We start from the raw sequence: 17131 nt of genomic DNA, 5'->3' as shown, positions 1-17131 counted from the left end.
GCGGGGAGAACGGCCATGGAACTCGACGACACCGATCGCGCCATCCTCCGGATCCTCCAGGAGGACGCGCGGACGCCGTTCAGCGAGGTGGCGCGCCGGATCGACATGTCGAGCGCGACGGTCCACGAGCGCGTCTCCCGGCTGGAGGAGGCGGGGGTGTTGCGGGGCTACCGCGCGGAGGTCGACCCGAAGGCGCTGGGCTACGGCGTGTCGGCGTTCGTCGGCCTGCGCGTGCGGCAGGGCCACGAGGAGGAGGCGCTGGAGACGCTCCGCGAGGTCGAGGGGGTGCGAGAGGTCCACCTCACGACCGGCGAGTACGACGTGATGTTGCGGGTGTACGCGGAGTCGACCGACGACCTCCGCGAGCTGATGTTCGGACAGATCGCGACGATGGACGGGTTCGACCGCTCCCAGACGATGGTCATCCTCGGGACCGACTACGAGGAGTCCGGCGTCCCGATCTGAGCGCGGCCGAGGGGACACCGGTAACCATACACCACCGACCCACGCGATACGAGACAGTCATATGAAGGCGATCAAGGACAGCGTCCACGACTACATCACCCTCGACCCTGTCGCCGCGGACCTCCTCGACACGCGCACCCTCCAGCGACTGCGCCACATCAAGCAGCTCTCGACGGTCCGTCTCGTCTACCCCTCCGCCTCCCACACCCGGTTCGAGCACTCGCTGGGCGTGTACCACCTCGCCGACCGCGCGCTGGAGTACCTCGGCGTCGACGGCGACCGCGCCCGCCACCTCCGCGCGGCCGCCCTCCTCCACGACGTCGGCCACGGGCCGTACGGCCACCAGACCGAGGAGGTGATCCGGCGGCGCACCGGCGTCGACCACGACGAACTCGGCGACCTCCTCGGCGGGACGGACGCGGGCGACGTCCTCCGCGCGCACGGCCTCTCCGTCGACCGCGTCGCCGCGATCGTCCGCGGCGAGGGCGAACTCGGCCAGCTCGTCTCGGGCGAACTCGACGTCGACCGCATGGACTACCTCGTGCGCGACGCCCACCACACCGGCGTCCCCTACGGCACCATCGACCACGAACGCCTCGTCCGCGAACTGCAGTACCGGGACGGGGCGCTCGTGCTCGCGGAGGGGAACGTCCAGACCGCCGAGTCGCTGCTGCTCGCGCGGGCGCTGATGGACGCGACCGTCTACCGGCACCACGTCTCGCGGGTGGCGGGCGCGATGCTGGAGCGCGCCTCCGAGCGACTGCTGGAGTCGGACGCGGGCATCGACGTGGAGCGGTTCCGGCGGATGGCCGACCACGACCTCCTCGTGGCCCTGCGCGAGCACGTCCCGCACCTCGGCGAGCGCATCGAGTACCGCGACCTGTTCAAGCGGGCGGTGTGGACGGACCTGTCGGCGACGCCCGCGGACGTGGTCGAGATGGACCACGGGGACGAACGCGCCGCGGAACGCGAGATCGCGGCCCTCGCCGATGTCGACGCCCGCGACGTCGTCGTCGACGCCCCCGGCCGTCCGACGTTCACCGAGGCCGGAAGCCGGGTCGTCGTCGACGGCGTCCCCCAGCGACTGGAGGACGCCTCGGAGCTGGTCGCGGGCCTGCGCGCCGCCCAGCGCGCCGGCTGGCGGATGGGCGTGTACGCGCCCGCCGCGGAGACGGACGCCGTCGCCGCCGCCGCCGAGGAGGTCCTCGGCGTGCGGGCGGGACCGATCCGGGACTGAGCCGCGGAACTCAACTCGTCGCCGACTCCGCCTCCGACAGCCACGACGGCTCGTCGACCGTCGTGGAGCCGACGTCCTCGTAGGTGAGCGTCAGGGAGAGCCGCGTCGGCTCGCCGAAGCCGTCGACCACGAACGCGTAGCGGACGCGCTTCACCAGCCCGTCGCTCCGGAGGTACACGCGGACGGTCGCGTCGGTCGCCTCGGCCTCGGCGAGCGCCTCGCCGACCGGCCCGACGGCCGACTCGTTCAGCGTCGAGAGGTTCGCCTCGTACACGTACGTCCGTGTCCCGTCGACCTGTGCGGTGCCGTTGGCGGCGAACTCGAAGGAGTCGGACAGCTCCGACAGCGGCGGCGCGACGAAGCGGCTCGCGTTCGGCACCGACCCGTTCTCCCCGCGCTCGTACCGGATCGTGTTGCCGGACTGCGTGCGGACGTACGGCCGCTCCCCGCCCGGCGCGTACACCGCGACGCCGGAGTCGCCGGTCCGCGTCTCGACGAGGTACGCGTCGCCGTCGAGGTCGACCGCGGCGGTCGTGTCGCTCGTGACGTCGAACAGGCTCCCGTTGACGGAGACCGATTGGTTGTACGTGAAGCTCCCCGCCTCGCGCAGGGCCTCCTCGTGGCCCGCCTCGACCTCCTCGGCGGACGGCGCGCTCTCGTACGGTGCGCCGCCGCCGGTACAGCCCGCGAGCGCGACGAGGAGGGCGAGTCCGGCAGCTATCCAGAGGGACCGTCGTGTGCCTGCTCTCATACGACCGCGGACGGTCGGGGCGCGAATATGGTTTCGGGCCGTCCGTCACGGAGCAAACACGACGCCGCCCCACCCGGGCCCTCGCCGACAGTTTATAGCGGGCGACGGCGAACCCCGGGTCGATGACGACGATCAAAGACTCCGTCCACGACCACATCTCCGTGGACGGCGTCGCGGCGGACCTCCTCGACACGGGGCCGGTCCAGCGGCTGCGACGGATCGCCCAACTGGGCACCGTGAAACTGGTGTACCCCTCCGCGAACCACACCCGGTTCGAGCACTCGCTGGGCGTGTACCACCTCGCCGACCGCGCGCTCGACTCGATCGGTATCGGGGGCGTCGAGGCCGAGCGCGTCCGTGCCGCAGCCCTCCTCCACGACATCGGCCACGCGCCGTTCTCGCACAACGTCGAGGAGCTGGTCCACCGTCACACCGGCCTCTACCACGACGACGTGTCGGACCTCCTCGTCGAGACGGAGGTCGGCGACGTGCTGGAGGCGCACGACCTCGACCCCGAGCGGATCGCCGGCCTCATCGCCGGCGAGGGGCAGTACGGCCAGCTCGTCTCGGGCGAACTCGACGTCGACCGCATGGACTACCTCGTGCGCGACGCCCACCACACCGGCGTCCCCTACGGCACCATCGACCACGAACGCCTCGTCCGCGAGTTGACGTTCGCCGACGGCGACCTCGTGCTCGACGAGGGGAACGTCCAGACCGCCGAGTCGCTGCTGATGGCGCGGGCGCTGATGACGCCGACGGTGTACGCCCACCCGGTCGCCCGCATCTCGAAGGCGATGCTCCGGCGCGCCGTCGAGCGCCTGCTGGCGACGCCCGACATCGACGCCGGGCAGGTGCGCCGGATGGACGACTACGACCTCGTCTCGGCGCTGCGCACGGAGCCGGCCACCGCCGAGTTCGCCGCACGCTACGACCGGCGCGACCTGTTCAAGCGGGCCGTGTGGGCCGAGTACGACGACACGCCCGAAGCCCTGCGCGAGGCCGACCACGAGGCGGTGCGGGAGTTGGAGGCGGAGATCGCCGAACGGGCGTCCGTCCCCGCCGACGAGGTCGTCCTCGACGTGCCCGGCGAGCCGTCGATGACGGAGTCCACCTCGGAGGTGCTCGTCAACGGCGAGATCCGCCGGCTGGGCGACCACTCGCCGCTCGTCGAGGGGTTGCGGACCGCCCAGAAACAGCAGTGGCGGATGGGCGTGTACACCGTCGCCGACGCGACCGAACGGGTCGGGAAGGCCGCCGTCGACGTGCTCGGCCTCGACGTGGACGGCACGCTCGTCTCGGACGTGCGGCGCCGCGTCAACGCGAGCCTCGACGAGTTCGAGGCGGGGGCGGGCCGGTGACCGACCCCGCCGCGGACGAGCCGGGGTCGGGCGACACGGAGACGTACGAGGGGACGGTGCTCGTGGGCGAGGACTTCGAGGCCGTCGAGGGGCGCGTGGTCGTCGAGGACGGCGCGATCGCCGCAATCGAGGAGGCGTCGGTCGCGAGCGACGACATCGTCTGTCCCGCCTTCGTCAACGCCCACACCCACATCGGCGACTCCGTCGCGAAGGAGGCCGGCCGGAGACTCGACCTCGACGCGCTCGTCGCGCCGCCGGACGGCCTGAAACACCGGATCCTCCGGGAGACGCCCGACGAGGAGTTGGTCGCCGCGATGCGGCGCTCGCTGCGGTACATGCACGCCACGGGGACGACCGCCCACGTGGAGTTCCGCGAGGGGGCGTCGCCGGCGTCGACGCCATCGCGGCGGCCGTCGACGGGCTCCCGGTCGAGTCGGTCGTGCTCGGGCGCGAGACGGTCGCCGCCATGGAACACCCGTTCGCGGCGGGCTTCGGCGCCAGCGGCGCCCGCGACGCAGACTTCGACGCCGAGCGGGCGGCCACGCGCGCGGCCGGCAAACTGTTCGGCATCCACGCCGGCGAGCGCGACCCCCACGACCTCGACGCGGCGATGGATCTCGACCCCGACCACCTCGTCCACGTGGTCCACCCGGAGGAGCGCCACCTCGACCGCCTCGCCGCCGAGGGGTGGCCGGTCGTCGTCTGCCCGCGCTCGAACCTCGTGACGGGCGTCGGCGTCCCGCCGCTGCGCGACCTGCTCGACCGGACGACCGTCGCGCTCGGCACGGACAACGTGATGCTCGACAGCCCGTCGATGTTCCGCGAGATGGAGTTCGCCGCGAAGCTCACCGACGCGACCGCCGTCGAGGTGCTCCGGATGGCGACCGCCGCCGGCGCCGCCGTGGCCGGCCTGAACTGCGGCGCGATCGAGCCGGGACGCGACGCCCGTCTGCTCGTGCTCGACGGGGACAGCGACAACCTCGCCGGCGTCCGCGACCCGGTCCGGGCGGTCGTCCGCCGCGCCGGACAGGGCGACGTGAAGGCGGTCGTCCCGTAGCCGGGGCGAGCCGGTCCGGCGGGGGCGATCGCCACCCCCGGTCGGCGACAGGTCCAAGCGCCGTCGCGGTGACACGTCGCGTGTGCACCCCGACGACCTCCCCGACCCCGGCAGCGTCCTCCGCCACGAACGGACCTTCACCACCGACGACGTGCGTGCGTTCGCCGACGTCTCCGGCGACCGCGGCGACCACCACGAGGTGCCCGACGACGAGGGGCGGCTGCTCGTCCACGGCCTGCTCACGGCGACGCTGCCGACGAAGATCGGCGGCGACCTCGACGTGCTCGCGCGGGAGATGACCTACGAGTTCCTCCGGCCGGTGTACACGGGCCAGCGCATCGTCTGCGAGGTGACCGTCACGGACGTGACCCGGCGCGACGACCGCGCGGAGATGACGGCCGACATCGTCTGCTACCGCGGCGACGCCGACGGGGAAGAGCTCGTGATGACGGGCGGGTTCGAGGGCGTGGTGCTGGAGTGAGTCGGAGCGGTTGGAACGAGTCGGAGGAGAAGCGCGCCGGGGCGCCGCCGAGCGAACGGGCGGCGCGACCCGTCGATCAGGCGACGCGCCCGGTCAGTCCGCCGACGACGCCCGCGGCCACGAGGACGTGGGCGAGGCCGAGGACGACGAGCGCGACGGTCGTCGCCCCCGGGATCGACGGCCCCACCGCGACCACCGGGACGAACGAGACGGCCAACACGACCGCCGAGACGGCGAGGAACGTGCGTTCGGGGGCGTCGCTGACCCGGCCGATCGCCGCGTAGACGGCCGCGGCACCGAGCGCGGCGACGGTCGCGGTCGCCGCCAGCGGCACGATCCCGAGCGGGTCGAACGACGCGGCCGCCGGGCCGAGCGCGACGGCGGCGAGCGCGCGAGTGGCGACGGCCGCGAGGAGGGCCAGCGCCAGCGCGACGACGACGCGGCGCCGCAGCGGCGACCCGACGACCGCGACGGTGTCGGCGGCGGGTTCGGCGGTGGGTCGGGCGATCGGATCGGCCTCGGGCCGGCTCGCGGCGTCGGTCGTGGAGCGTGTAGACACGAGGAGGATACGCGCGGCGAGGAGATAACCGGTCGCTCCCGAGGTCGGGAGCGACTCCGCGGGAGCGGAGTCGGTGCTATATCCCCCCGACAGTCCATCGTCGTGACGTGACTGGACAGCAGCGGACCGACGGCGGGGGACGGAGCGACGGCGGCCGACCGACGGTGTTGGTCGCCGGTGCGACGGGGACCCAAGGCGGGGCGGTGGTCGACGCCCTCGCGTCGGGCGCGTTCGGGGAGTTCGAGGTGCGCGGACTGACGCGCGACGCCGACGGCGCGGGCGCGCGGCGACTCCGCGAGCGAGGGGTCGCGGTCGTCGCCGGCGACATGACCGACCGCGCGGCGATGGACGCGGCGGTGGCGGGCGTCGACGCGGTGTTCGGCGTCACCGCCGGCGACCCGGCGACCGAGCGCGCACAGGGGCGGACGCTGGTCGCGGCGGCGGCCGACGCCGCCGTCGAGCGGTACGTGTTCTCCTCGGGCGGCGCGGCCCACACGACCCCCGGCATCCCCCACGTCGACGCCAAGGGCGACGTGGAGACGGCCGTGTGGGCGGCGTTCCCCGACGCGACGGTCCTGCGCCCGTTCAGCTTCCACAGCAACTTCGAGCGCCAGCGCGCGGAGATCGAGGCCGGGCGGCTCGCGTTCCCGCTCCCAGAGGGCGCCCGCCACGCGACCGTCGACCCGCGCGACATCGGCCGCACGGCCGCGGCCGCGCTCGCCGACCCGGAGGCGTTCGCCGGCGTCGCGGTGCCGTTGGTCGCCGAACGGCTCGCCCTCGCGGAGCTGGCCGACGTCTTCGCCGACGTGCTCGGTCGCGAGGTGGAGCCGGTCCGGGTGCCGCTGGCGTCGCTCGACGAGGGGTTCGCGGCGTTCATGCGGTTCCTCGCCACCGTCGAGGCCGACCCCGAGGCGTTCCGCGAGGCGGTCCCGTTCGAGCCGTACACGCTCCGGGAGTACCTGGTCGACGCCGGCTGGGGGGAGTGAGGGGCCCGCCGCGTGCCGGTGGACGCGGGGCGGCTCCGGACAGCCGGAGCGGGCGGTGACGCCCGTGTCACCGACGCGCGCTTTGATGCGGGCCGGCGCCGAACGGAGGGCCATGGCCTGTCCACACCTCGACTACCGCGAGTCGGACGGCGAACGGTCGTTCGACACCGCCCGCGCGTTCTGTACCGTGACCGACGAGTTCGTCCAGCCCGTCCACGCCGACATCTGCAACGAGCGCTACGGCCTCGACCCGGAAGCGGACTGCGAGGTCTTCCGCGCTGACGCCGGCCTCGACTGGGACGAATGACGTACGAGGAGTACCTCGACGGCGAGCCCGTCGTGATCACCGCGGCGCTCACCGGCGGGATCCAGGGGAAGGAAGCGCACCCGGAGCTCCCGGAGACCCCCGCCGAGATCGCGGCGGCGGCCGCCGCCGTCGAGGAGGCCGGCGCCGCGGTCGTCCACCTGCACGCGCGCCGCGACAACGGGGAACGGGCGTTCTCGACCGAGCGCTTCCAGGCGGTGACCGACGCCGTCCGCGACGCCACCGACGACGTGATCGTCCAGCACTCGACCGGGGGGACGGCGGCGCCCGACGCGCTCCGGGCCGAGCCGCTGCGCACCGACCCGGCGCCGGAGATGGCGAGCCTCGACATGGGGCCGCTGAACCGCGGCCGCCGGCTCACCAGCGAGAACACCCGCGACACGATCGACGGCCTCCACGCGGAGATGCGCGAGCGGGGGATCAAACCCGAGTTGGAGGTGTTCAACAACGGCCACCTCAACGAGTCGTTCCGGATCCTCGACGAGTTGGCCGACCCGCCGTACCTGAACCTCATCTTCGGCCCGGGGACGCTCACGCCGCCGTCGCCGGCGAACCTCCAGCGGATGGTGGACCAGCTCCCGGAGCGGGCGGCGTTCAACGTGATCGGCTTCGGCCCCCACCAGCTCCCGCTGACGACGCAGGCGATGCTGTTGGGCGGCCACGTCCGCGTCGGCCTGGAGGACAACAGCTACCTCCGGAAGGGGGAACGGGCGACGAACGCGGCGCTCGTCGAGCGCGCGGTCCGGGTCGCCGGGGAGTTGGGGCGCCCCGTCGCAACCCCGGCGGAGGCGCGCGACCTCCTCGGCGTCGTGTCGCGGCGCTGATCGGTTCCCCCGTTTCGCTGCGGGGTCGCTCCCGGCGCCGCCGGAACGCCTTTGCCTCGGTGGTCAAAGGCCCGGCCATGAACCCCGAGCCGTCGCCCGAGGCCGCGGAGCGCGCGCGACGGTACGCGGCGCGACTCCGGACGGTGCCCCGCGACGACACCGACCCGGCGTTCCCGCCGGCCGAGCCGGTCGCCCGCGACGACCCGTACGACGCGTTCGCCACGCCGGCGACGGCGGTCGGCCCCGGCGAGGGGCCGCTCGCCGACCTCCGCGTGGCGACGAAGGACAACGTCGCCGTCGCGGGGCTCACCCACCGCGCCGGGACGGGCGCGCTGGCGTGGACACCGACGGCGGACGCGACGGTGGTCGAGCGCCTCCGGGTCGCGGGGGGACGTTCGTCGGCACCACCCGGATGGACGCGCTCGCGCTCGGCGTCACCGGCGAGGCGTGCCGCGCCGGCCCGACCCGGAACCCGGCGGCGGCCGAGCGGGTGCCGGGCGGCTCCTCCAGCGGCGCCGCCGCGGCGGTCGCCGGCGACCTCGCCGACGCGGCGGTCGGCACCGACACCGGCGGCAGCGTCCGCGTCCCGGCGGCGTTCTGCGGCGTCGTCGGCGCGAAACCGACGTACGACCGCGTGCCGCGCACGGGCGTGCTCGACCTCGCGCCGACGCTCGACCACGTGGGCGTGCTCGCGCGCGACGCCACCACGGCCGCCCGGACGCTCGACGCCGTCGCCGGCGCGGACCCGCTGCGCCCGGGGTCGGCGCCCGCCCCGGCGTCGGCCGCGCTGGAGGCGCTCGACGACCCGCTGGGCCGCCTCCGCGTCGGCGTCCCGGAGCCGTTCGTCGAGGCGGCCGCCCCGCGCGTCGCCGCGGCGTTCGAGGGCACCGTGACGGCGCTGGCGGGCCTCCCCGGCGTCACCGTCGAGCGGCTCCCGTTCCCCGAACACGAGGACGCCGCGTTCGTGAACCAGGTCCACACGCTCGTCGAGTTCGCCCGCGTCGTCGAGACGGGCGGCCAACCCTCGGCGACGGTCGCGACGCCGCGACGCGCGCCGCGCTCCGGGCGGCCCCCGCCGCGATGGACCTGCCCGAGCGGGTCGAGCGGCTGATCGAGACGGGGCACGCGTTAGCGGCCGAGACGGACGCGTACGCCGACGCGTGGGACGCCCGGCGTCGGATCGTCCGCCGCACGCAGGCGTGTCTCGGCCGCGTGGACGTGCTCCTCACGCCGACGACGCCGATGCCGGCCCCGCCGTTCGGTGCCGTCGGGGACGACCCGGACGGTCCGACCGATGCGGGCGAGTCGGGCGACTCGGCGGCCGGAGGCGACGTCGCGCCGGGCGAGGTGCTCGCGAACACCGCGCCGTTCAACTGTACCGGGAACCCGGCGGTGTCGGTGCCCGCCGGCACGGTCGAGGGGCTCCCGGTCGGCCTGCAGGTCGTCGGCCCGCTCGGCGGGGACGAGCTCGCGTTGCGGGTCGCCCGCGCGGTCGAGTCGCTCGACGACGCGTGAGCGGCGCGGGGAGCGACCGGCGGCGCCGGGAGCCGCGATCAGAGGACGAAGACGAACAGCACGAAGCCCGCGAGGATGGAGCCGGTGATGACGAACTGGGCGACCGTCGAGGCGAGCAGGCCGGCGACGGTGAAGGCGGCCGCGCGGACCGCGCGGCGGGGCTCCTTGCCGGCGCGCAGCTCCGCCGCGAGGACGACGGCGACGGTGCCGATGACGATGCCGAGCGGGCCGACGACGAAGAACAGCGCCAGCGACGCCAGCCCCGCCACCACCATCGTCGACGTCTCCGCGCCGCCGGCCCGCGAGGCGAGCGGGCCCCCGAGGTGTTCGATCGCGAACGCGAGCAGGCCCACGACCACGAACACGACGAGCCAGCCGACCCACAGCGACGGCGCCGACGCCGGGGCGAGGAAGTAGTACAGGAGGACGCCCGCGACCGACAGCGGCCCCGCGGGCACGAGCGGGACGACGCTGCCGACGACGGCGCCGACGAGGAGGGCGAGCGCGAGGACCGTCACGAGGTCGACCATGGCGGAACGTCGTCGCGGTCGACCATAAGCCCGCGTTCGGCGGGTCGGCGCGCGGCGGTCGGCCTCGGGTGTCGAGGCCACCGGGGTGAAGGCAGTTGCGCGACCCCCGAGGACCACGGCTCCGACGCCCTCCGGTGACCCACGGGGGCGCCCTCGCGGCGACACCGGCGGACCGATCACTCGTACCGTGCGCGCTCGGCGAACGCCGCCTCGTCCCCGTAGCGGTCGACCAGCGGCTGGAGCGTCCGGCCGAGCGAGCGCATACACTCGGCGGTCGAGACGTACCCCAGCTCGTCGGTGACGGCCTCCCACTCGCGGGCCTGCAACACCTTGCGGACGAGCAGTCGCTCCGCCCGGTCGGCGAGGTCGGCGTCGCCGTCGAGCAGGTGCGCAAGCGCGAGCCGGCGGAACGGCCGCGGGGCCATGTCCGCGAGCCCGGGCCCGTACGCCGCGGCGACCGTGAGCCGCCACTCGTAGTCGGTGACGTCGACGACCGGCTCGCCGGGCGCGTCGCAGGCGGCGAGCGCGCCCCGCACCACGTCCGGGTCGAGATCGGACAGGGCGTCCGACAGCACCGCGCCGACGCGCTCGCGGAACCAGCGGGCGTGGCGGCCGGCGAACCGCCGGCCCGCGTCGCTCGTCGGGCGGACCATCAGCGCGGAGTGCTCGCCGCTGGCGTCGTTGCGCGTGGTCGCGAGGTGGACCGTCCGGTAGCCGTTCGCCCGCCAGAAGTCGAGCAACTCCGGCGTCGCGCCGAACCCCGTCCCGAGGTAGTCCACGTCGTCGCCGAGTTCGGCGGCGACCTCGTCGAGCAGCCGGGAGCCGAGCCCGCGGCTCCGGACGGCGTGGTGGGTCGCGATGCGGACCACGCGCGCGCCCGTCGGCGCGGCGGCGTCGGGGTCGCGCAGTTGGCTCGTCAGCACGTCCGGGAGCATGTTGCCGCGGACGCGCTCGCCGTCGTACATCGCCTCCCGGGTCGCCTCGTCGAGGCCGCCCTCCCGCGCGAGCAGCGCCACCGAGACCACGTGGCCGCCGTGTGTCAGCGCCCGTACCGAGAGGTTCGGCGCGTCGAGCAGGCGCGCGAGGTCGTCCGGCTCCGTCCGGTAGTGTGCGACGACGAGGAGGCCGAACGCAGCCGACAGCAGGTGCTCGTCGGCGAGCAGGTCGTCGCCGTCGAGGACGCGGTACGCGACGGACTCGGGCGTGGCGTCCTCGACGGCCGCGGCGACCGGCGGCCGGGCGTCCAGCAACAGCGCGCGGAACGCCCACGCCTCCACCGGGTCGCCGCGCGCGTAGCGGATCGGGTCGTCCATCCGAACGTCGGTCACGCGCCGGTCGGCGTCGTCGAGGCGGTCGCGGAAGCGGACGGAGAACCCCCGGCCCGCGCCCTCGTAGCCGTGGACCGTCGTCACGAACGCCGCCGCGGGCGCGTCGAGCAGCCCCGTCAACAGCCGCACGGGGAGCGCGGCCGCCTCGTCGGCGACGACGGCGTCGACCGCGTCGGCCGCCCCGACCGCCTCGGCGGGCGGGAGGTAGCGGACCCGGCCGCCGGCCTCGGGCACGAGCGTGCGCTCCTCGTCGACCGCGAGGGCGACCCCGAGGTCGTTCGCGAGCGCGCGGGCGCGCTCGAACAGCGCCGCGGCGCCGCCGAACGACGGCGCCGTCACGAGCACGTCCCGGCCCTCGGCGGCGAGCGCGGCGGCCGCGAGACCGGCGGCGCTGGACTTCCCGCGGCCGCGGTCGGCCTCGACGACGACCGCCGACCCCGGGGTCCGGAGCCGTTCCAGCGACGACACGGCGCGCGCCTGATCGCGTGTCAGACACGACTCGTATGCCGCGGCCGGGAAGGCGGCGCCGGCGGGCGTCGTCGGCGCCGCGGGCGAGGCTGGCGCGTCGTCCCCGGTCAGCCCGTCGCGCTCGACCGTGTCGCCGGCGCCGTCGGGGTCGTCGCCGACCGCGACGACCGCGACGCCGGGGTGGGTGCGGAGCGTCGCGACGAGCCGCGACCGGAAGCGGCCGGAGACGTCGTCGAGCCCGAACGGCGGCACCGCGAGCGACTCGTCGAAGTCGTCGCGGCGGTCGGGCCACTCGTCGAGGGGCGGCGCGAGCAGCACGTACAGGCCGCCCCCGTCGACCGCGCCGACGGACCGGCCGACGGCGTTGGGCGAGAACTCGCCGAACGCGTCGAGCACCACCGCCTCGCGGGTGGTGCCGAGGAGCCGCCCGGCGTGTTTCGGACGGTGGCGCTCGAACCGGAACCCCTCTCGCGTCGAGAGGACCGTGGCGTCCTCGTCCGCGACCCCGGCCGCCTCGACGGCGGTGAAGGCGGCGTCGATACAGGCGTCGCGCTCGCCGTGGAGCACGAGGAGGCGGCGCTGGTCGGTGCGGCGCGCCTCCGCGCGGAGGTCGGCCGCGAGCGCCGCGAGCGCGTCGCGTGTCACGCTCGCGTGTGGACGGGCCGGGGGCTTGCCCGTTTCGACCGCGGCCCGCCGGTGCTCGCCGGCGCCGCGCGTCGTCGACCGCTCGTCGCCGGCGCCGTGCATCGCCAGCCTCTCCTCCCGCCGCCGGGAGCCGACGGTATGGACCCAGTCGACCTCACCCGTCGGATCGAGCCCGGGATGCCCGTGTACCCGGGCGACCCCGGCGTGACGGCGGAGGCGAGCGCGACGATGGACGACGACGGCTACCGCGTCACCCACCTCTCGTTCACCACGCACGTCGGCACCCACATCGACGCGCCCGCGCACATGGAGCCGGACGGGGCGACGCTCGACGCGTTCGACGTCGGCGACTTCCGCTTCGCGGCGCGGCTCGTCGACCTCGCCGGGGACGCCGACGCCGACCGCGGACTCGACGCCCGCGAGCCGGTCACGCCGGCGGTGCTCCCCGACGGGGACGCCCTCGACGCCGACACCGACATGCTCGTGCTCCGGACCGGGTGGGGGGACCACTGGGGCGAGGAGCGGTACTTCGACCATCCGTACCTGACGGCCGCGGCCGCCCGACACGTTGCCGACCTCGGCTGTGCGGTCGGCCTCGACACGATCAACCCGGACCCGACGCCGACGGACCGCGCCGGCGACGACGAGCCCGAGGGCGTCCCCGCGCACCACGAACTGCTGGGCGCCGGCCGGTTCGTCGTCGAGAACCTCCGTCTCCCGGGGACGCTGCCCGAGCGGTTCGTCCTCCGGTCGTTCCCCCTCCGCGTGGACGCCGACGGCGCGCCGGTCAGGGCGGTCGCGGCGGACCGGTAGGGCGCGCCGGCGGATGCGGACGGTCCCCGTGTCGTGCCCTCACACGGCCGCAGCACATTGAACACGTTTATACGGCCAACCCGATTATCCGTGCAGTACGACCTGCTCGGGGTCGTGACCCGCTCCGTCGTCAGGGACTTACGACCGGCGGAGGTGTCGAGCCACCGAGCGGGAAGCCACACAACAATGTCAGTCTACGTCGACTACGAGACGCCGGCGGACCTCGCGGAACGAAGCCTCGACGCGCTCGAGGTGGCCCGCGACACCGGTATCGTGAAGAAGGGAACCAACGAGACGACCAAGGCCGTCGAGCGCGGCAACGCCAAGCTCGTGTACATCGCCGAGGACGTCGAGCCGGAGGAGATCGTCATGCACCTCCCCGAGCTGTGCGAGGAGAAGGGCATCGCCTACGTCTTCATCGAGACGCAGGACGACGTCGGCCACGCCGCCGGCCTCGAGGTCGGCTCCGCGGCCGCGGCCGTCACCGAGGCGGGCGAGGCCGAGGACGACGTCGAGGACATCGCCGGCAAGGTCGAGGAACTGCGGTAACCCACCATGTCCGCTGAAGAGCAAGAGAGCGGCTCCACGCCCGCCGAGGTCGTCGAGATCGTCGGCAAGACCGGGATGCACGGCGAGGCCATGCAGGTCAAGTGCCGCATCCAGGAGGGCGAGAACCAGGGCCGCATCATCACGCGGAACGTCCTGGGCCCCGTCCGGATGGGGGACGTCCTCCAGCTGCGCGAGACCCAGCGCGACGCCGACTCCATCGGAGGTCAGTAAGCCAATGCCCCAGCAACGAGACTGCGACTACTGCGGCGCCGACATCGAGCCCGGCACGGGCACGATGTTCGTGAGCGTCGACGGCAGCGTCACGCACTTCTGCTCCTCGAAGTGCGAGAAGAACGCGGACCTGGGTCGCGAGGCGCGCGACCAGAACTGGACGGAGGCCGGGCGCGAATGAGCCACCACGACGAGCGCACGTTCGTGATGGTCAAGCCCGACGGCGTGCAGCGCGGCCTCATCGGCGACGTCGTCTCCCGCTTCGAGCAGCGCGGCCTGAAGCTGGTCGGCGCGAAGTTCATGCAGATCGACGAGGAGCTCGCCCACGAGCACTACGGCGAGCACGAGGGCAAGCCGTTCTTCGAGGGCCTCGTCGAGTTCATCACCTCCGGCCCCGTCTTCGCGATGGTGTGGGAGGGCGCCGACGCGACGCGGCAGGTGCGCAAGATGATGGGCGAGACCGACCCCGCCGACTCCGCCCCGGGCACGATCCGCGGCGACTTCGGGCTCGACCTCGGCCACAACGTGATCCACGGCTCCGACCACGAGGACGAGGGCGCCAACGAGCGCGAGATCGCCCTCTTCTTCGACGACGAGGAACTCGTCGACTGGGACCTCGACACCGCCGAGTGGGTGTACGAGGACGAGTCCCACTGACGCCGGCACGACGACGCCGGACCGCGGGTTCCGTTTCTTCGCGCCGCCCGCCCGAGAGCGACGTGTGTGCGAACCGCGGTCCGGATTTATGTCGTCTCACGACGAGGTACCGGTATGACGCTCAGCGCACGTAACAGCCTGCACGGGACCGTCACTAGCATCCGGACCGACGGCCTCGCCGCCGAGGTCACGATCGAACTCGGCGACGGACAGCAGGTCACCTCCGTGATCACCGCGACCTCCGTGGACCGCCTCGGGCTCGAAGAGGGGATGGAGGCCGCCGCCGTGATCAAGGCGACCGAAGTGATGATCGACGCCTGAACGGGTCGCCCAACACAGATCCGACGCCGGCGCCCGTCGACCGAGTCACGGGGATCGACACCACGACACACATTTATTCGTACTGAAACTATAAATACGTACGAAGCGAGCCGGTAGCATGAACACCGGGGATTGGGGGGCACGGCCGATGGCCGAAGTCGTCAGGAACATCGCGCTGGCGGTGGCCGACGGCCAGGCGGCGCTCGACCGGCGAACCGCCGAAGTGCAGCGGGAGTTGGAGGCCGCGGCGGCGGCGGGGGGAGCTTCCCTACGCCATCGACGCGCCGTGGTACCGCTTCTCGGAGGTCGACGTGGACGTCGAGTTGGCCGTCAGCGTCGACGCCGAGGTCGAGCGCGACGCCGGCGGGACGGTCCGCGGGTACCGACCGTACGTGAAGGCGACGCCGCTCGACGCGGGCGCCACACGGACGGCCGACGTCGACGCGGAGTTGGCGAGCACGCTCTCGATGCGGTTGGTGCCGGTGCCGCCGGAGCGGCGCGTCGTCGGACGGGACGGGAGCGATGAGTAGCGGCGGCGACGGCGGGTACACGCTGTTCACCCGCTCGACGGTCGACGCGAAGACGCTCGAACCGGACGTGCGCGCGGAGTTGGGCGGGCTGTACGAGGCGACCGAGCAACTGAACACGAAACTGCGCGACGAACTGGCGGAACTGCGCGCCGAGCGCGACGTGTTGCGGACGCGCGTCGAGGGGTTGGACGCCGAGAACGACACCCTCGCACAGCGGTTGGGGAGTCTCGCGGCGGAGGTCGACCGGGTCGCCCGGGAGGCCGAAGCGGCCGAGGAGTTCGACCCCGAGGCGTTCGCGGCGGCGATGCGTGCGGATCTGGCCGACCTGCTGGACCGCGAGGACCGGGAGGCGCGGGAGGTGTTCCGGCCCGGAGGCGCTGCCCCGCTGCCGACCCTCGCCAGCGTCCCCGCGACGCGAGTGTTCGCGGACTTCGCGCTCGCCGCCGAGGAGGCCGACGCCGCCGCGGCGGACTCCGGGTTCGCCGTCGAGGACCTGTCGGTGACGCTGCGGACGGGCGTGCGCCACGAGGACGGCGTCGCGCTCCAACTGCCGGGGCTGGTCGGCGCCGACGCCGCGGGGCTGTCGGACGTCTCCTTCGCCGTCCGCCCGCGGGCGACGCCGTCGGCGGCGCCGGTCGGCGAGGACGGGGTCACCCCCGCGGACCTGCGGGAGGTGCCGCCGCTGGTCGGCCGGTCGCTGGCGGCCGCACGGGAGACGCTCGCGGCCGCCGGGTTCGCCGTCGGCGCGGTGACGGAGGACGACGGGGAGCCGGGGCGCGTGCTGGCACAGCTGCCGTCGAGCTACTCGCTCGCGGAGCCGGGCGCGCCCGTCGACCTCACGGTCGGGCGGGCCGCCGCACCCGACGACGACTCGCTGCAGGGGACCCGCCCGAGCGCGGCCCCCGATGCGGCCGGCGACACCGGGCCGACCGGGGAGGAGACGGACCGGGAGTCACAGGGGACGCCGGCCGCTGAGCCGGACGACCTCGAACGGATCGACGGCATCGGCCCGACCTACGCCGAACGGCTCGTGGACGCCGGGATCGAAACGTTCGCCGAGCTGGCGGCCGCGGACGTCGACCGCGTCGCCGCGGCGGCGAACACCTCGACCTCTCGGGCCGACGACTGGGTCGCCGCTGCCGGCCGGCTGGCGGGTGAGACGCGGTGACGACCGGGGACGGCGCGGACCCGGCGGCCGTCGCGACGGCGTTCGGCGCACGGGTCGACGTGACGCGGCCCGCGGGCGACGCGGGCTTCTTCGTGGTGACTCCGGCGCCGGGGAACCGCGGCGACGACGGGGCGCGCGCCGCGTTCGAGCGAGTGCTGCTGGAGGCCGTCGGCGGGCGAGACGCCGTCTTCCTCGCCGAAGGCGACGCCTACCTCGTCTACGCCGACTTCGCGGCCGCGGAGTCGCTCCGCGACCGGCCGGCGGTCGCACACGTCGGCGGCGTCTCGGTGGACATGGAGCGATTGCGGAGCGCGCTCGGGGTGTAAGGCG

General features: G+C 74.3%; 21 protein-coding genes and 2 pseudogenes. 19 read left to right on the top strand and 4 right to left on the bottom strand.

Annotated features, from left to right (window positions below; all coding sequences use genetic code 11):
• The first annotated feature begins 15 nt into the window (after positions 1-15).
• Positions 16-465: an Lrp/AsnC family transcriptional regulator gene (locus tag P0R35_RS05350; protein ID WP_284014179.1), complete on the top strand. Its 450-nt coding sequence runs from the start codon at positions 16-18 to the stop codon at positions 463-465.
• 61 nt (positions 466-526) lie between these two features.
• Complete coding sequence (locus P0R35_RS05345; RefSeq protein ID WP_284014178.1) at positions 527-1702, top strand: HD domain-containing protein; 1176 nt, start codon at positions 527-529, stop codon at positions 1700-1702.
• A gap of 10 nt (positions 1703-1712) precedes the next feature.
• On the opposite strand, the gene P0R35_RS05340 is transcribed toward P0R35_RS05345, so the two are convergent.
• Positions 1713-2453 (bottom strand): DUF7537 family lipoprotein, encoded by a 741-nt coding sequence (locus P0R35_RS05340; protein ID WP_284014177.1) that lies wholly within the window; start codon positions 2451-2453, stop codon positions 1713-1715.
• 122 nt (positions 2454-2575) lie between these two features.
• Here P0R35_RS05340 and P0R35_RS05335 point away from each other — a divergent pair, with 122 nt between their 5' ends.
• The 3 genes and pseudogenes from P0R35_RS05335 (at position 2576) to P0R35_RS05325 (ending at position 5352) form a co-directional block, all read left to right on the top strand.
• Positions 2576-3814, top strand: coding sequence for an HD domain-containing protein (locus P0R35_RS05335; protein WP_284014176.1), 1239 nt, complete (start codon positions 2576-2578; stop codon positions 3812-3814).
• A pseudogene (locus P0R35_RS05330) lies at positions 3811-4871 on the top strand (amidohydrolase family protein). The gene P0R35_RS05335 and the pseudogene P0R35_RS05330 overlap by 4 nt, the downstream one beginning before the upstream one ends.
• An 82-nt stretch (positions 4872-4953) precedes the next feature.
• Positions 4954-5352, top strand: a complete 399-nt coding sequence (locus P0R35_RS05325) for a hotdog domain-containing protein (RefSeq protein WP_284014175.1) — start codon at positions 4954-4956, stop codon at positions 5350-5352.
• Between the two features lie 76 nt (positions 5353-5428).
• On the opposite strand, the gene P0R35_RS05320 is transcribed toward P0R35_RS05325, so the two are convergent.
• Entirely contained in the window at positions 5429-5911 is a 483-nt protein-coding gene (locus tag P0R35_RS05320; protein WP_284014174.1) for a DUF6069 family protein, read from the bottom strand.
• Positions 5912-6018: 107 nt separating this feature from the next.
• Here P0R35_RS05320 and P0R35_RS05315 point away from each other — a divergent pair, with 107 nt between their 5' ends.
• The 5 genes from P0R35_RS05315 (at position 6019) to P0R35_RS05295 (ending at position 9561) form a co-directional block, all read left to right on the top strand.
• Positions 6019-6897, top strand: a complete 879-nt coding sequence (locus P0R35_RS05315; RefSeq protein ID WP_284014173.1) for an NmrA family NAD(P)-binding protein — start codon at positions 6019-6021, stop codon at positions 6895-6897.
• Between the two features lie 112 nt (positions 6898-7009).
• Positions 7010-7204 carry a hypothetical protein gene (locus P0R35_RS05310; RefSeq protein ID WP_284014172.1) on the top strand — a complete coding sequence of 65 codons (195 nt, stop codon included), beginning with the start codon at positions 7010-7012 and terminating at the stop codon, positions 7202-7204.
• Positions 7201-8046 (top strand): beta-keto acid cleavage family enzyme, encoded by an 846-nt coding sequence (locus P0R35_RS05305; RefSeq protein WP_284014171.1) that lies wholly within the window; start codon positions 7201-7203, stop codon positions 8044-8046. Before P0R35_RS05310 ends, P0R35_RS05305 begins: the two co-directional genes overlap by 4 nt.
• A gap of 337 nt (positions 8047-8383) precedes the next feature.
• Positions 8384-9157, top strand: a complete 774-nt coding sequence (locus P0R35_RS05300; RefSeq protein WP_284014170.1) for an amidase family protein — start codon at positions 8384-8386, stop codon at positions 9155-9157.
• Positions 9127-9561 carry an amidase family protein gene (locus P0R35_RS05295; protein WP_284014169.1) on the top strand — a complete coding sequence of 145 codons (435 nt, stop codon included), beginning with the start codon at positions 9127-9129 and terminating at the stop codon, positions 9559-9561. The genes P0R35_RS05300 and P0R35_RS05295 overlap by 31 nt, the downstream gene beginning before the upstream one ends.
• A 38-nt stretch (positions 9562-9599) precedes the next feature.
• Here the strand turns inward: P0R35_RS05295 and P0R35_RS05290 are convergent, their stop codons facing one another.
• Together P0R35_RS05290 and tmcA are read right to left on the bottom strand one after the other, a co-directional pair.
• Positions 9600-10091: a DUF456 domain-containing protein gene (locus tag P0R35_RS05290; protein ID WP_284014168.1), complete on the bottom strand. Its 492-nt coding sequence runs from the start codon at positions 10089-10091 to the stop codon at positions 9600-9602.
• 176 nt (positions 10092-10267) lie between these two features.
• Entirely contained in the window at positions 10268-12634 is a 2367-nt protein-coding gene (gene tmcA, locus P0R35_RS05285) for a tRNA(Met) cytidine acetyltransferase TmcA (RefSeq protein WP_432765038.1), read from the bottom strand.
• A gap of 36 nt (positions 12635-12670) precedes the next feature.
• Here tmcA and P0R35_RS05280 point away from each other — a divergent pair, with 36 nt between their 5' ends.
• The 9 genes and pseudogenes from P0R35_RS05280 to P0R35_RS05240 all read left to right on the top strand — a co-directional run bounded on the left by P0R35_RS05280 (position 12671) and on the right by P0R35_RS05240 (position 17127).
• Positions 12671-13345 carry a cyclase family protein gene (locus tag P0R35_RS05280; protein ID WP_284014166.1) on the top strand — a complete coding sequence of 225 codons (675 nt, stop codon included), beginning with the start codon at positions 12671-12673 and terminating at the stop codon, positions 13343-13345.
• Positions 13346-13531: 186 nt separating this feature from the next.
• Positions 13532-13894 (top strand): 50S ribosomal protein L7Ae, encoded by a 363-nt coding sequence (rpl7ae, locus tag P0R35_RS05275; RefSeq protein WP_284014165.1) that lies wholly within the window; start codon positions 13532-13534, stop codon positions 13892-13894.
• Between the two features lie 6 nt (positions 13895-13900).
• The gene (locus P0R35_RS05270; protein WP_284014164.1) at positions 13901-14125 is read left to right on the top strand and encodes a 30S ribosomal protein S28e; all 225 of its coding nucleotides are present in this window, start codon (positions 13901-13903) and stop codon (positions 14123-14125) included.
• A 4-nt stretch (positions 14126-14129) separates the two neighbouring features.
• A pseudogene (locus P0R35_RS05265) lies at positions 14130-14300 on the top strand (50S ribosomal protein L24e); the annotation flags it as partial.
• 2 nt (positions 14301-14302) lie between these two features.
• Complete coding sequence (gene ndk / locus P0R35_RS05260) at positions 14303-14782, top strand: nucleoside-diphosphate kinase (protein ID WP_284014163.1); 480 nt, start codon at positions 14303-14305, stop codon at positions 14780-14782.
• A 114-nt stretch (positions 14783-14896) separates the two neighbouring features.
• Complete coding sequence (locus tag P0R35_RS05255; RefSeq protein WP_284014162.1) at positions 14897-15103, top strand: TOBE domain-containing protein; 207 nt, start codon at positions 14897-14899, stop codon at positions 15101-15103.
• Between the two features lie 311 nt (positions 15104-15414).
• Positions 15415-15633 (top strand): hypothetical protein, encoded by a 219-nt coding sequence (locus tag P0R35_RS05250; RefSeq protein ID WP_284014161.1) that lies wholly within the window; start codon positions 15415-15417, stop codon positions 15631-15633.
• Entirely contained in the window at positions 15626-16801 is a 1176-nt protein-coding gene (locus tag P0R35_RS05245; RefSeq protein WP_284014160.1) for a helix-hairpin-helix domain-containing protein, read from the top strand. Before P0R35_RS05250 ends, P0R35_RS05245 begins: the two co-directional genes overlap by 8 nt.
• Complete coding sequence (locus P0R35_RS05240) at positions 16798-17127, top strand: hypothetical protein (RefSeq protein ID WP_284014159.1); 330 nt, start codon at positions 16798-16800, stop codon at positions 17125-17127. Before P0R35_RS05245 ends, P0R35_RS05240 begins: the two co-directional genes overlap by 4 nt.
• The last annotated feature ends 4 nt before the right edge of the window (positions 17128-17131 follow it).

This window comes from Halobaculum litoreum (assembly GCF_030127125.1).
Classification (GTDB): Archaea; Halobacteriota; Halobacteria; order Halobacteriales; family Haloferacaceae; genus Halobaculum; species Halobaculum litoreum.
Note: the sequence above shows the minus strand (reverse complement) of the source record. Positions and strands in the feature narration are given on the sequence as shown.

Excerpts from the sequence above, each read along its gene's own strand:
- P0R35_RS05350 (WP_284014179.1), top strand. The coding sequence starts at position 16 with ATGGAACTCGACGACACCGATCGCGCCATCCTCCGGATCCTCCAGGAG.
- P0R35_RS05345 (WP_284014178.1), top strand. The coding sequence starts at position 527 with ATGAAGGCGATCAAGGACAGCGTCCACGACTACATCACCCTCGACCCT.
- P0R35_RS05340 (WP_284014177.1), bottom strand. The coding sequence starts at position 2,453 with ATGAGAGCAGGCACACGACGGTCCCTCTGGATAGCTGCCGGACTCGCC.
- P0R35_RS05335 (WP_284014176.1), top strand. The coding sequence starts at position 2,576 with ATGACGACGATCAAAGACTCCGTCCACGACCACATCTCCGTGGACGGC.
- P0R35_RS05310 (WP_284014172.1), top strand. The coding sequence starts at position 7,010 with ATGGCCTGTCCACACCTCGACTACCGCGAGTCGGACGGCGAACGGTCG.
- P0R35_RS05305 (WP_284014171.1), top strand. The coding sequence starts at position 7,201 with ATGACGTACGAGGAGTACCTCGACGGCGAGCCCGTCGTGATCACCGCG.
- P0R35_RS05295 (WP_284014169.1), top strand. The coding sequence starts at position 9,127 with ATGGACCTGCCCGAGCGGGTCGAGCGGCTGATCGAGACGGGGCACGCG.
- P0R35_RS05290 (WP_284014168.1), bottom strand. The coding sequence starts at position 10,091 with ATGGTCGACCTCGTGACGGTCCTCGCGCTCGCCCTCCTCGTCGGCGCC.
- tmcA (WP_432765038.1), bottom strand. The coding sequence starts at position 12,634 with ATGCACGGCGCCGGCGACGAGCGGTCGACGACGCGCGGCGCCGGCGAG.
- P0R35_RS05280 (WP_284014166.1), top strand. The coding sequence starts at position 12,671 with ATGGACCCAGTCGACCTCACCCGTCGGATCGAGCCCGGGATGCCCGTG.
- rpl7ae (WP_284014165.1), top strand. The coding sequence starts at position 13,532 with ATGTCAGTCTACGTCGACTACGAGACGCCGGCGGACCTCGCGGAACGA.
- P0R35_RS05270 (WP_284014164.1), top strand. The coding sequence starts at position 13,901 with ATGTCCGCTGAAGAGCAAGAGAGCGGCTCCACGCCCGCCGAGGTCGTC.
- ndk (WP_284014163.1), top strand. The coding sequence starts at position 14,303 with ATGAGCCACCACGACGAGCGCACGTTCGTGATGGTCAAGCCCGACGGC.
- P0R35_RS05255 (WP_284014162.1), top strand. The coding sequence starts at position 14,897 with ATGACGCTCAGCGCACGTAACAGCCTGCACGGGACCGTCACTAGCATC.
- P0R35_RS05245 (WP_284014160.1), top strand. The coding sequence starts at position 15,626 with ATGAGTAGCGGCGGCGACGGCGGGTACACGCTGTTCACCCGCTCGACG.